Annotated in this window: 14 protein-coding genes; 5 read left to right on the forward strand and 9 right to left on the reverse strand. The window is 61.3% G+C overall.

The annotated features are described in order from the left end of the window. Positions 1–4: 4 nt before the first annotated feature. From V1475_RS02220 to V1475_RS02230, 3 genes are all read right to left on the reverse strand, one after another. Entirely contained in the window at positions 5–835 is an 831-nt protein-coding gene (locus tag V1475_RS02220) for a 4-(cytidine 5'-diphospho)-2-C-methyl-D-erythritol kinase (protein ID WP_479411443.1), read from the reverse strand. Continuing rightward, positions 825–2,531: a tetratricopeptide repeat protein gene (locus tag V1475_RS02225; protein WP_479411444.1), complete on the reverse strand. Its 1,707-nt coding sequence runs from the start codon at positions 2,529–2,531 to the stop codon at positions 825–827. The genes V1475_RS02220 and V1475_RS02225 overlap by 11 nt, the downstream gene beginning before the upstream one ends. Positions 2,532–2,651: 120 nt before the next feature. Then, positions 2,652–4,304 carry an electron transfer flavoprotein-ubiquinone oxidoreductase gene (locus tag V1475_RS02230; RefSeq protein ID WP_479411445.1) on the reverse strand — a complete coding sequence of 551 codons (1,653 nt, stop codon included), beginning with the start codon at positions 4,302–4,304 and terminating at the stop codon, positions 2,652–2,654. A 395-nt stretch (positions 4,305–4,699) separates the two neighbouring features. Between V1475_RS02230 and greA the strand changes: the two genes are divergently transcribed. The 4 genes from greA to V1475_RS02250 all read left to right on the forward strand — a co-directional run bounded on the left by greA (position 4,700) and on the right by V1475_RS02250 (position 7,348). After that, complete coding sequence (gene greA / locus V1475_RS02235; protein ID WP_434290163.1) at positions 4,700–5,170, forward strand: transcription elongation factor GreA; 471 nt, start codon at positions 4,700–4,702, stop codon at positions 5,168–5,170. Between the two features lie 27 nt (positions 5,171–5,197). Continuing rightward, the gene (locus V1475_RS02240; protein ID WP_434290161.1) at positions 5,198–6,202 is read left to right on the forward strand and encodes a hypothetical protein; all 1,005 of its coding nucleotides are present in this window, start codon (positions 5,198–5,200) and stop codon (positions 6,200–6,202) included. 109 nt (positions 6,203–6,311) lie between these two features. After that, complete coding sequence (locus tag V1475_RS02245) at positions 6,312–7,028, forward strand: AzlC family ABC transporter permease (RefSeq protein WP_479411446.1); 717 nt, start codon at positions 6,312–6,314, stop codon at positions 7,026–7,028. Beyond that, on the forward strand, positions 7,025–7,348 hold the full coding sequence (locus V1475_RS02250; protein WP_434290157.1) for an AzlD domain-containing protein: 324 nt from the start codon (positions 7,025–7,027) through the stop codon (positions 7,346–7,348). The genes V1475_RS02245 and V1475_RS02250 overlap by 4 nt, the downstream gene beginning before the upstream one ends. A gap of 11 nt (positions 7,349–7,359) precedes the next feature. Here the strand turns inward: V1475_RS02250 and V1475_RS02255 are convergent, their stop codons facing one another. From V1475_RS02255 to V1475_RS02280, 6 genes are all read right to left on the reverse strand, one after another. Beyond that, positions 7,360–7,992, reverse strand: a complete 633-nt coding sequence (locus V1475_RS02255) for a hypothetical protein (RefSeq protein ID WP_479411447.1) — start codon at positions 7,990–7,992, stop codon at positions 7,360–7,362. 39 nt (positions 7,993–8,031) lie between these two features. Beyond that, positions 8,032–8,166: an aa3-type cytochrome c oxidase subunit IV gene (locus tag V1475_RS02260; protein WP_479411448.1), complete on the reverse strand. Its 135-nt coding sequence runs from the start codon at positions 8,164–8,166 to the stop codon at positions 8,032–8,034. A 56-nt stretch (positions 8,167–8,222) separates the two neighbouring features. Then, positions 8,223–8,711, reverse strand: coding sequence for a DUF6173 family protein (locus tag V1475_RS02265; protein ID WP_479411449.1), 489 nt, complete (start codon positions 8,709–8,711; stop codon positions 8,223–8,225). 3 nt (positions 8,712–8,714) lie between these two features. After that, positions 8,715–9,746, reverse strand: a complete 1,032-nt coding sequence (locus V1475_RS02270; protein ID WP_479411450.1) for an MBL fold metallo-hydrolase — start codon at positions 9,744–9,746, stop codon at positions 8,715–8,717. Continuing rightward, complete coding sequence (locus V1475_RS02275) at positions 9,746–11,455, reverse strand: acyl-CoA dehydrogenase (protein ID WP_479411451.1); 1,710 nt, start codon at positions 11,453–11,455, stop codon at positions 9,746–9,748. Before V1475_RS02275 ends, V1475_RS02270 begins: the two co-directional genes overlap by 1 nt. An 87-nt stretch (positions 11,456–11,542) precedes the next feature. Next, entirely contained in the window at positions 11,543–12,112 is a 570-nt protein-coding gene (locus tag V1475_RS02280; protein WP_479411452.1) for a YqgE/AlgH family protein, read from the reverse strand. Positions 12,113–12,276: 164 nt separating this feature from the next. On the opposite strand from V1475_RS02280, the gene V1475_RS02285 reads away from it, so the two are divergent. Continuing rightward, entirely contained in the window at positions 12,277–13,071 is a 795-nt protein-coding gene (locus V1475_RS02285) for a protein-disulfide reductase DsbD domain-containing protein (RefSeq protein WP_479411453.1), read from the forward strand. Positions 13,072–13,074 lie beyond the last annotated feature (3 nt).

The following is a 13,074-nucleotide window of genomic DNA, read 5'->3' on the forward strand; positions in this document are numbered from 1 at the left end:
GCGCTTATCCCGGCAATGTGCTGGCGGATTTGACCCACCACCACGGGTTGCCTTCGGCCAGTTGCAACGCCGCCACATCCGCCGCATAGCGATCCGCGAAAAGACCGAAACAGGTCGCGCCGGAGCCGGACATGCGCACCATGAGCGCGCCGGGCGTCAGGGCAAGCGCGGTCAGAGCCGCCGCAACTTCTGGAACGAGTTTCACCGCAGGTTTCTCAAGATCGTTGCGCTGGGTCGACAGCCAGTCGACGAAGGCCAGTGTATCCGGCCAGCGCGGCAGAATATCCGGCATCGCCAGATTGTCTTTGCGCTCAAGTCGCCGGAACACCTCTGGCGTCGACACCTCGACCTTTGGATTCACCAGCACCATGTGCAACGCCGGCATTGTCACCGGCTCCAGCACATCCCCAATCCCGCGCATCCGCATCGGTTTTGCGCGCAGACAAACTGGCACATCGGCCCCGAGCGCCAGTGCACGCTCCGCCGTGACAGGCACCGCCCCAAGACGCGCCGCCGCGCGCAGCGTGGCCGCCGCATCGGCAGACCCGCCACCGATCCCGGAGGCGGGTGGCAGGTGTTTATCGAGCGTCAGGGACATCGGAAAGTCTGCACACTCCGCCGCCTTGAGGACAAGATTGCTACCGTCCGTCGGCACACCCTCGGCAAAGGGTCCGGTCACGGTCAGCTCCGACTGCACCGCCGGATTGGCCGTGACCTGATCGCCGAGATCGACAAAGGCCACCAGACTGTCCAGCAGGTGATAGCCATCTTCCCGCTGCCCTGTGACATGCAGGCTCAGGTTGATCTTGGCGGGCGCAAAGACCTTAACCGTCATTCCCGCCCCGCGTCGGTTCCTCGCCCTCTTCGATCAGAACCTTGTCGAGACCGATGTCGAGTTTCTTGCGAATGCGGCTGGCCTCGTCATCCTCGGGTTCGAAGGACAGCGCCCGTTGCCACTGGAACCGCGCCTCTCGCTCGCGCCCAACGGCCCAGTAAACATCGCCCAGGTGATCGTTGATGATCGGATCGACCGGCATCAACTCGACCGCGCGCTCCATCGGCTCCACCGCCTCGTCGTAACGCCGCAGGCGATAGAGACCCCAGGCCAGACTGTCGGTGATATAGCCGTCTTCCGGGCGCTCTTCGACAGCCTTGCGGATCATCTCCATGGCCTCGTCGAGATTGGTTTTCATCTCGAGATAGGAATATCCGAGATAGTTCAGCACACGCGGCTGATCCGGTTCCAGCGCCAGAGCCTGCCGCAGATCCGCCTCCGCCTTGTCCCATTCCCCCATCCGTTCATAAGCCGTACCGCGAGTGAAATAGAGCGGCCATTGCCCACGGGTCGGTGGCTGGTGACGGTCGATCACGACGGAATAGGCTTTCACCGCCTCTGCGTAATCCTCCTGACGCCGCAGCGCATCGCCCAAAGCCGTATGCGCCTCATCGAGTTCCGGATGGGATTTCGCCAGTTGCCGCAAGACCTCGAGCGACGCCTCGGTGTTGCCCGAGGAGCGGAGCGCTTCGGCGCGGGCGAGGCTCGCGATCGGGAAGGCCGGATCGTTCGCCGGAATCCGATCAAGCGCTTGCGTGGCGAGATCGTAATTCTCCAGCCGCTCCAAAAGCGTTGCCACGCTCAGAACGTAGCTCGCTTCCTCCGGGCGCAGCGCCTCGGCGATCCGAGCGTAAAGCAGCGTATAAGCGTCGTCCAACCCACCATCGAGCGCGGAAGCCACGGCGAAGAATACATCCGCAATGCCGTCACGCGCACTGTGCACCACATCGAAAGGCACGGCGTCGCCCGCCGTAAGCGCCTCACGCAGATGTTCCAGTTCGAGGTCCAGTGGCCCCTCACCGAAACTGTCATTCAGAAGCGTCAGAGCCTCGTCATTGCGCTCGAGCTGGCTGAGAATTTCCATCTGCGCGATCACGGAAAACCGGCTTTGCGGCATATCCGGCTGCGACAGGGTCGCAAGCGCACCTTCGTAATCGCCGACCAGTGCGAGAGCGAGACCCTTGTTATATGCGCCGAAATTCTCGAAGCCCTGCCCCATACCGGAGCCCTGATCGAACAGGTCGAGTGCGCCGGACATATCGCCCAGACCGACATGGGCCCAAGCCAACATGAGCCCATCGACGACAGAGCTGATGCTCTCCCCGCCTTCGAGCGCAGCCACCAGACCTTCGTAATCGCCATCGCGCGCCAAAAGCGTCAGATCTGCCATCGCCGCAATCTGGTTCTCGGGTTCGATCTGTTTCAGCAGGCTGGCATAGCCTTTCACCGCATCGAAATCCCCCATGGAAATCCGCGAGGAGATCACAGATTCGAGCAGTACCGGATTATCCGTATCGCCCGCCAGCGCCCGCGCGGCATATTCGGCAAGCACCGGGAAGGTGCGGTCCATCGTCGCCTGACGCGCGGCCAGATAGGAGCCTGCATCGGCAAGAACAGGAGATGGCAGGGCCACGCTTCCAAACAAAAGCCCTACAGCGGTGAGGGCAGAAATCATGCGGCCGGCGCGGTTTGTCACCTGTCGTCTCCCTTATGCTTCGTCCCGCAGAGAGTATCGCCCTAACCGCCCCACCGCAACGCAAACGGGGGCCGTGCTGGCCCCCGTCGCATTGTTTGAAAACACGTTGCCGTGAGAGGCTTACATGTTCGGATAGTTCGGGCCGTCGCCGCCTTGGGGCACCGTCCAGGTGATGTTCTGGCTGGTTTCCTTGATGTCGCAGGTCTTGCAATGAACGCAGTTCTGGAAGTTCACCACGAATTTCGGCGCCTCGCCTTCCGGAGTCAGGTATTCGTACACCCCCGCTGGGCAATAGCGCTGCGACGGGCCGCCGAATTCCTTGTAATCCACGTCAATCGCGACCTGCGGGTCTGCAAGTTTCAGGTGGCAGGGCTGGCTTTCCTCATGGTTCGTCGCCGCGAAAGACACGTTGGTCAACCGGTCGAACGAGATCACACCATCAGGTTTCGGATAGTCGATCGGCTTGAACTTGGCCGCCTTGCCCGTCGATTGCGCGTCGGTTTTGCCATGTTTCACCGTTCCAAACAGCGACACGCCGAACAGGTGGTTGGTCCACATATCGAACCCGCCAAGCGCCAGCGACGCCGCCAGACCGAACTTGGACCACAACGGTTTGACGTTGCGCACACGTTTCAGGTCTTTGCCAACCGCCCCCTCGCGCAACTCGGTCTCGTAGCTCTCAAGCACATCGCCCGAGCGACCCTCTTTGATCGCAGCGACCACATGTTCCGCAGCCGCTTTGCCCGAGAGCATCGCATTGTGGTTGCCCTTGATCCGCGGCACGTTCACGAGACCGACGGAACAGCCCAGCAAAGCGCCGCCCGGAAACGCCGCTTTCGGCATCGACTGATAGCCGCCTTCGGAGATCGCCCGCGCACCGTAAGCCACGCGTTTACCGCCCTCCAAAAGCTCTTTCACCAGCGGGTGCTGTTTGAAGCGCTGGAATTCCATGTAGGGGAAGAGATACGGGTTTTCGTAGTTCAGGTGCACCACGAAGCCGAGATAAAGCTGATTGTTTTCGGCGTGATAGACGAACCCGCCCCCGCCCGCATTCGAGCCCAGAGGCCAGCCCATCGAGTGCCAGACCTTGCCCTCTTTGTGCTTCTCGGGGTCGATTTCCCAAATCTCTTTCATGCCGAGACCGAATTTCTGCACGTCACGGCCGTTTTGCAGGTCGTATTTCGCGATGATCTCTTTCGCCAGAGACCCGCGCACACCTTCGGAAATCAAAACGTATTTACCGTGCAGCTCCATCCCCGGTTCCGTATCCGGGCCGATAGACCCGTCGGCCTCAAGCCCGAAGACACCGGCAACCACGCCTTTGACCTCGCCATTGTCGCCAAAGATCAACTCAGAGCACGCCATGCCCGGAAAAATCTCGACACCAAGCTCCTCGGCCTGTTCCGCCATCCAGCGGCAGACATTGCCCATCGAGACGATGTATTTGCCATGGTTCGACATGAAAGGCGGCAGCGGGAAATTCGGAATGCGGATCGACCCAGCCTCGCCCAGAACGTGGAAATGATCCTCTTTCACCTCAGTGGTGATTGGCGCGCCACGCTCTTTCCAATCCGGGATCAACGCATCAATCCCCACCGGATCAAGCACCGCGCCCGACAGGATATGTGCGCCCACTTCAGAGCCCTTTTCCAGAACGACAACGCTCAGGTTCTCGTCCAACTGCTTGAGCCGGATCGCGGCAGACAGGCCAGCAGGCCCTGCTCCCACGATCACAACATCATATTCCATCGCCTCACGCTCGATATTCGACATAAAATTTCTCCCTGGCTCAGGCGGCTCTCCAGCGCTTACCTAACCGTTAAGCGAGGGCAGGGTCAATTTGAGATGCGGTTTTTCGTTGCGTCTGTTGGGCTTTGTTGCGCCAAAATCGCCGCAACGCTGCATAAAGCGGTAGCCCCCGAGACGGAGCCATGCCGTCAACGAACGACGTCCAAACCGTATTGGCCGTGAGGTCAAAGATGACCGCACGATAGACTGCCCCTTTCCGTAATGCGTCAGGTTCAGGAGCTCTGACACAGGAGATAATGTGTGCCGGCTCTTGCATTCCACCGGCATTCCGGGTCAGGTAGTCCGACAATGACCAAATCCGAAAGCACCCGGAGCCTAAACGGCCCCGTAGTGCTTTTTTCGTGCAGATGAGTGCCCTGATGGAAAAAATCCTCATGACCCGCGCGGGCTACACCGCGCTGAACGACGAGTTGAAAACCCTGAAATCCGTCGAACGTCCGGCGATCATTCAGGCCATTGCCGAAGCCCGCGAGCTTGGCGATCTCTCGGAGAATGCCGAATACCATTCGGCGCGTGAGAAGCAGAGCTTCATCGAAGGCCGCATCAAGGAGCTTGAAGGCATCCTGTCTCTGACCGATGTGATCGACCCGAAAACCCTGTCGGGCGCGGTGAAATTTTCGGCCACTGTGACCATCGTCGACGAAGATACCGATGAGGAAAAGACCTTTCAGATCGTGGGCGAGCACGAAGCCGACATCGAGCGCGGTCTTCTGAACATCAAATCCCCGCTCGCCCGCGCCCTGATCGGCAAGGACGAAGGCGACAGTGTGGAAGTGCGCACGCCGGGGGGCGAAAAGTCCTACGAAATCCTCAAGATCGCGTATATCTGATTTGTAAACGCGATCGAGGAGATCCCTTTGGCAACCGAAGGTCCCAAAAAAGTCGAGCTTGGCGTCTATCAGCGCCCTGAGGAAGAGCCCAAGATCACCGCGACCGAGATGATCGCGGCGGTGCTATCCTTGCTGTGGCTGGCGATGACGGCTGGGTATTTCATGATCCTCGGCACCGGATCGAACGATTTCGATTCGATCCGCTTCGTCATGATGCTGATCGCGATTTTCATGCCGATTGCGATGATCTGGGTGGGCGCTCTGGCTGTGCGTGCCTCTCGCACGATGCGCGAAGAAAGCCGCCGCCTTCAGGCCGCGATTTCCGCCATGCGTCAGTCCTACCTCTCTGGCCAAGGCGGCGGCACGTCGAACGCCACGGTCGAGAAGAAACTCGAAGAGATCGCAGCAGCCCAGCGCAAGACAGATGCGACGCTGGCGATGTTTACCTCGATCCGTCCGGGCCAGACCCCGCCCGAGGACAAGCTGGCGATCCCGGCTCCCGCATTGATCGAAGAACAGGCAAGCCTTGCGCTCGGCACGCCCTCGGAAAGCCTCGCCCCGCCGCTGTCGGTCGCGGATTTCATCAAGGCGATGAATTTCCCCGAAACCGCCGACGACAAGGAAGGCTTCCGGGCGCTCCGCCGTGCGCTGTCTGATCGTAAGGTCAGCCAGTTGATCCACGCCGCGCAGGACGTCCTGACACTTCTGTCGCAGGACGGCATCTATATGGACGATCTGCGCCCGGACCGCGCCAAGCCCGAGGTCTGGCGCCGGTTCGCCAAGGGCGAGCGCGGCCATTCCGTGGCCCCTCTGGGGGGCGTGCGCGACCGCTCCTCTCTGGCGCTGGCCTCTGCGCGCATGAAACAGGACGCGATTTTCCGCGATGCGGTTCACCATTTCCTGCGCAAATTCGACAAGACCTTTGCCGAGTTCGAGCAATCCGCCACTGACGAGGAAATCGCAGCTCTCACGGACACGCGCACCGCGCGCGGGTTCATGTTGCTGGGCCGTGTGACCGGCACCTTCGACTAAGGCGTGGCGGCGCTGTCCGCTTCCGCATAACCCGTTTTCACAAATCGCAATTGGTCCGCGCCACCCGATCTCCTAGGCTGGTGCGGTTCGAAATTCCAAGGCCCCGCGCATGTCTCTTTCTCCCGCCTCCCAGCAATTTCTCAAAGGTGCCAAGGACGGCCTGCCGTTTCACATTGTGATCTGGCCCTTCGCCGCGATCTTCGGCGCGATTGCCACGCAGGCGGGGCTGAATGTCGTCGAGGTCATGGGGTTTTCGATCCTCGTGATCGCGGGCTCGGCCCAGCTTGCCGCGCTGCAACTGATGTCCGACAACGCCCCAACGCTGATCGTTCTGGCCACGGCGCTTGCGGTCAATCTGCGGATGGGGATGTATTCGGCGTCGATCACGCCGCATCTCGGCAAATCCTCGCTTTTGACCCGCGCCTTCGCCTCCTACATGCTCTACGATCAGCCCTACGCGCTCTCGACGATCAAGTTCGAAAAAGAGCCGGACCTGAGCCTCTCCGAAAAACTTGGGTATTTTTTCGGCGCGGCGATCCCGATTGCCATTGCGTGGTATGCACTGACGCTCACCGGCGCGCTTCTGGGCGATAAGATCCCGACCGACATCGGTGTCGATTTCGCTGTGCCTGTGACCTTTCTGGCCGTGGTCGCCCCGATGCTCAAGACGCTGGCGCATCTTGCCTCGGCGCTGACCTCCGTGGTTCTGGTGCTGATCCTTGGCTTTATGCCCTATGGCACCGGGCTTTTGGTGGCTGCCGCCGCAGCATTGGTTGTGGGCGCGCAGGTTGAGATTTGGATGGAAAAAAGAAAGGCCGAGGCATGATCGAAGCGAGCACAACGCAAATCTGGATCATCATCGTCGGACTGGCCATCGGCACCTTCCTGATCCGGTTTTCTTTCCTCGGCCTCGTCGGCGACCGCCCCCTGCCCGCATGGCTGTTGCGCCTGTTGCGCTATACACCCGTCGCGGTTCTGCCCGCCGTGGTTGCGCCCATGCTTTTGGGGGCGAAGGCAGACACGGACCCGCTGCGTCTGTTCTGCGCGGCCGCAACGATCATCGTCGGCATCTGGACGAAAAACGTGCTTTGGGCGATCATCACCGGACTTGGCCTTTTCTTTGGCCTCGGCGCGGTGATCGGGTAACGCCCTTTCGCTTAGGAACTCCCGCTGTGATGAAGAAGCAGCGGCGGAGCTTGGATCAGCTGACCGTTTTCATCGGGGCTGTCGTCGTATATGACCTTTTCCGTCACACCCGGCTGCTCCCCAAACCATTGCATAAGCTTCTTCGGCGACATGGTGCGCGGTGCTTTCTCAAAGCCCGGCAGATCGCCGAGAATGCTCGACACACTGGTGGCACACATCGCCTTTGGCACGGCACCGTAAGACTGAACCTTGGCCAGCGCCAGTGTCGCGACCTCTGGGCTCACCGTGATGGTCTGTTCCACCACATGCCAGGTGATGCGAGCGTGATAGTCGATGTAGAAATCTACCGCTGCGTCGGACATGCCGTAATGCACATCGTTTCGCTCCGGCAGATGCGGGTGATAAAACGTCCCGGCCGGATCGAAGATCACCCGCTCGGACGGGGCATTGACCATCAGCGCGCTGTGCCCGCCGCCGCCGGTGCGATTGCTGATCACGGTGAAGAGCGTCAGTTGATAAGGTGCACCATGCACGTAATGCGACTGCGCCACCTCGGCGTCAGGCGCCCATTTCGGTTCGGCCGCCCCGCAAGCGGTCAGCACAAGAAGGGACAGGAGCCCGACGGCTCGATACAGAAACGACACGATTTGGGGCTCCGGTCCTTTGTGAAACGTTTACGGGGCTTAACTATTGAAAACCGCGAGGATGATCAAAACAAAAACGGACACACCCGCGCCCCAGGTGGCCCATTTCACAAAACCGTCAAAGGTTTTCTCCTGAACGGAAATATCCATATCCCCATGCTTGTGCTCAGACATTCTGCGGTTCCTCCCTTATATGCCTTCCGCCACGGTAGATGACTCGTCATCGCCTGTCACCCGTCGGTGCGCTTTCCGTTCAGCTCTTGTTCCAGATCGGCGACAAGACGAAAGCCGATCCGCGCAGGCGTCGCGTCTTCCGTTTGTTTCGGCATGGCCTGCAACATAACGTTGAGCTGGGTGACATGCTGGATGAGCTGGGTCTTGGTCCCCTCCTCGTCCATCCCGTAAAACGTCACGATATCCGGGTCGAAAAAGCCGATGCCCTCAATCCGGAGCACCCCGGTGTCGGAACCGGCAAAGCCCATGGCGATCTCATGCTCGCTGTCGAGCTGTTCCTCGAAATTCTGGATATAGAGAATGAGGCGCTCATAGGCCCATTCCGCAGGGCTTTTCTCCTCGAACGGCTTGCGCGCCACCGCTTCGGGCAGGGGTTTCTGTTCAGCGGTGCAGGCGTCGGGGTCGGCATGGGCCACCCGAGCCTGTGGCAGGGCGGCCTCTTCATGCGCCTCGGCGGTGGTGCGGATCTGATCCCCCTGGGACATGTCTCACTCTCCTGTTTGCCACAGGATCGCACCATCCTCCCGCTCTCGTCCAGTGATAAGACCGCGCCGTTCGAGATGACGGCAATGCGCCATGGCCTCGACCATCGCAAGCCCGTATTCGCCCTCCTTGATCGACCGTTTGAACAGCACGTCGAAACAGTCGCAGGCGGTGCGCGGTTCATGCAGCACCTCACGCAGGCGTTCAAGCGCGTGGCGATGATTGTCGATCAGATGCCGAAGCCGCGCAGGCAGGCCGGTATAGGGCAATTTATGCCCGGTCAGGATCAGCTGACTGTCGCGGGCATGCGGCACGAATTTTTCGCAGGACCGCAGCCAATCGCCCACCGGATCGGCCATCGGCTCGGTGGCGGAAACCCCGAGATTGGGCGAGATCGAGCCCAAAAGCTGATCGCCTCCGATCACCAGTTCCCCGTCGCCGGACCAAAACGTCGCGTGCTCCGGCGCATGCCCGTCGCCGGTGCGCACGGTCCAGAGCCGCCCGCCGATCTCGATCTCCTGCCCGTCGATGATGCGCGTATAGCCCAAGGGCAATGGATGCACCGCATCGGCGGTGTTGAATGGGCGTTCCATCAGGCGTTTCTGGTAAATCTCAGACGCCATGCCGCAGGACCGCCAGAACGCGAGCATCTCCGGCGTCGGCGCCTCCTGCACATCGAGCTGCAACATCCGCGCCATCAGGTAAGAGGTCCGCGTTGTCACAAGCTCCGCGCCATGCTCCGTCACGAACCAGCCGACCAAACCGATATGATCGAGATGGTGGTGCGTAACGACAACCCGCCGGATCGGCTTGCCCGACAGCGGCCCGTCGATCAGCCCCTGCCACGCCTCCCGGCTTTTGCGCGTATCCACACCCGTGTCGACGATGGTCCAGCTGTCGCCCTCGTCGAAGGCATAGACATTCACATGGCCCAGAGGCGGCAACAATGGCATCCGCGACCACAGCACCCCTTCGGCAATCTCGATTATCCCCCCGATTTCGGGGGCATCGAAGGGCGTGCGGATCGGGGCAGTCATCAGGCCGTCAGGTCCTCTGGGCTCAAAGCGTAAATATCTGCGGCCCCAAGGCGCACCTGCGCCAGCAGGGCCGCGTGTTCCGGCAGCATACGTTTGATGTAGAAAGCTGCAAGGCGCGAACGCGGCCCCTCACCGCCTTCGGCAATCGCCGCCTTGAGGTGATAATGCCCGCCCAGAACCCGGGCAAAAGCGCGCAGGAAGGGAACCGCGCCCGCGAACCGATCATTCATCGGCAGGGCGAGCATCGCCTCCATGCCTTCGCGCAGAGTTTCCGCCGCGTTCCAGACGGCAATCGCCCGTTTCGGCAGGGTCGCGCGCGCAGCTTCGGCAAAGGTTTCGATCTCGTCGAGAATTCCGAACCCGGCCTCGCCACCATCCATCAGCTTGCGCCCCACAAGGTCCATGGCCTGGATGCCGTTGGTGCCCTCATAAATCGAGGTGATCCGGGCATCGCGGGCATACTGTGCCGCACCGGTTTCCTCGATATAGCCCATACCGCCATGCACCTGCACGCCCAGCTGGGCAACTTCGTGCCCGATGTCGGTGGAAAACGCCTTGGCGATCGGAATGAGGAAGGCGCCGCGCGCCTGTTGCTCCGGATCTGTGCGCCCGAGATCGAGCCCCACACCGCAGGCCAGCGCAATCGTGCGCGCCACGAATGTGTCGGCGCGCATATGGGCCAGCATCCGGCGCACATCTGCATGGTCGATGATGCCTCCATTTTCGGTTCCGATGGGCGATGCGCCCTGCACCCGCTCCTGCGCATAGGCCAGCGCCTTTTGCGTGGCCGCCTCCGCGACCCCCACGCCCTGAACGCCAACGCCGAGACGTGCATTGTTCATCATAGTGAACATGCATTTCATGCCCTGATGCTCTTCGCCCACGAGCCAGCCGGTCGCATTCTCATATTCCATGACGCAAGTCGGAGAGCCATGGATGCCAAGTTTGTGCTCAAGGCTGACGACCTTCACACCATTGCGCTCGCCGGGATTGCCATCCGCATCCGGGAGGAATTTCGGCACCATGAAAAGCGAAATGCCTTTCGTCCCCGGCACCCCGTCGGGCAGGCGCGCAAGCACGAGGTGGCAGACGTTGTCGGAAAAATCGTTGTCGCCCCAAGTGATGAAAATCTTCTGACCGGTGATCGCATAAGTGCCGTCGCCGTTGCGCTCCGCCTTGGTGCGCAAGGCACCGACATCCGATCCGGCGCCAGATTCCGTCAGGTTCATCGTCCCGGTCCATTCGCCGGAGATGAGTTTCGGGATGTACAGCGCCTTGATTGCGTCGGAGGCGTGATGCTCCAGCGCCTCGATCTGCCCCTGCGTCATCAGCGGTTGCAGCGAAAGCGACAGGCAGCCGCCCGACATCATCTCGTTGATTGCCGTCGCCACGCTCAGCGGCAGACCCATCCCACCGTTTTCCGGTTGCGCCAGCATGCCGATCCAGCCGCCCTCAGCAATCTGACCATGGGCTGAGGCGAACCCCGGAGAGGTCTTGACCACACCGTCCACCAGTTTGCCGGGCGTCAGATCGCTGCCACGATTCAGCGGCGCGACCACATCGCTCGCAAGCTTGCCGGCTTCTTCGAGGATCGCCGCAACCGTCTCCGCATCGATGTCCTCGAAGGCCGCACTCTCGAGCACGGCCGAAAAATCGACGATCTGGTCGAGAATGAACTGATAATCCGAAACCGGGGCGCGATAGGTCATGGCTGTTTCCTCCTCAGGCGCAGAAGGCTCTGCAACTTGGGCCTCAGAGTAGCGAAGCCGGATCGGCCGCCCAACCCGAACGCTGCGTCACGCCCGTCCGGCATCTGCCGACAAAAGCGCCGGGCTCACGCCCAGAGACAAAAGTGCGGCCTGCCATTTTTGCGCATCGGGCGTGTCGAACACGATCTCCCGCGTGGCGTCGCAACTGAGCCAGCCGTTCTGCCCGATTTCGCCCTCAAGCTGCCCCGGCCCCCAGCCCGCATAGCCGAGACACAAAAGCCGCTCGGCGGGTCCGGTACCGCGGGCCATGTCGCGCAGGATCTCGCGCGAGGCGGTCATGGCATAGCCGCCGCCCACATCCATCGAAGCGTGATCGGCATCGTAATCGGTGCTGTGCAACACGAAGCCCCGCCCCACCTCGACCGGCCCACCGAAATGCACTGGCAGGGGACGCATGTCCGGGGTGACGCGAATCTCCAGCTGCGAGAACACATCGGAAACAGAAATTTCTTGCGACACCTTATTGATCATCAGCCCCATGGCGCCGTCTTCGGAATGGGCGCACATGAACACCACCGCGCCATCGAAACGCGGATCGCCAATGCCGGGCATCGCGATGAGAAGTTTGCCGGTGAGGTCAGACGATTGAGCTTTCATAACCCCACCTCACCGCATGACGCGCCGGGGTGCAAGGCTTCGCATGACAAAAGCGGCGATTTCACCCCCGCATTCGCGCTCCTGCGGCAACACAGAACCGCGATCACATATGGGTCGTCCAAATGTGAGTTTGCGAAACGCCATTGCCTGCCTATATCGGGCACATGATCCGATCTCTCGCCCCCCTCGCCTCCGCCCTCTTCCTTGGCCTGACCGCCCCTGCCGTTGCGCAGGACCCGGCGGATATGGCCCGGATCGATATTCTACCCGGCTGGCAAATGGACAACGGTCACCGCATGGCCGCGATCCGGGTACAGCTTGCCCCGGGCTGGCATACCTACTGGCGCACGCCCGGCGAGACCGGCATTCCGCCGTCATTCGCACTAAGCGGGTCCCAGAACCTTGCCCGGATGGATTTGCACTGGCCGGTGCCGGAACTCTTTTCCGAGAACGGCATGTGGTATCTGGGCTATGAGCACGAGCTGATCCTGCCGATCGAACTGATCCCCGAGGGGGATGGCGACATTCGCCTGTCGGGCACAATGGATCTTGGCGTGTGCAAGGACATCTGCATGCCGCTTCAGGCCACGCTCGACGCGACACTCACGCCCGGGGGGCCGAACGGTGCGCGCGCCGAGATCGAAAGCGCTCTGGCCGATCAGCCGAAACGCGTCATCACCGCCACCTGCAAGGCGGCGCCGATCTCCGACGGCATGCGCGTGTCCGTCGACATGTCCGTCCCGGAGCTCGGCCCCTACGAGGTGGCGGTGATCGAACACCCCGACCGCTCCGTCTGGGTCTCCGAAGCGGAGCTCGCGCGGACAGGCGGCAAGGTCCAGGTCGAGAGCGATCTCGTTCCTGCGGATGCCCAGCCCTTCTTCATCGACCGCTCGCAACTGACCATCACCGTAATCGGCAATGGCACCGCCTATGAGGCGCAGGGCTGTTCCGGGAACTGATGC

The sequence above is a fragment of the Celeribacter sp. SCSIO 80838 genome, from assembly GCF_056498065.1.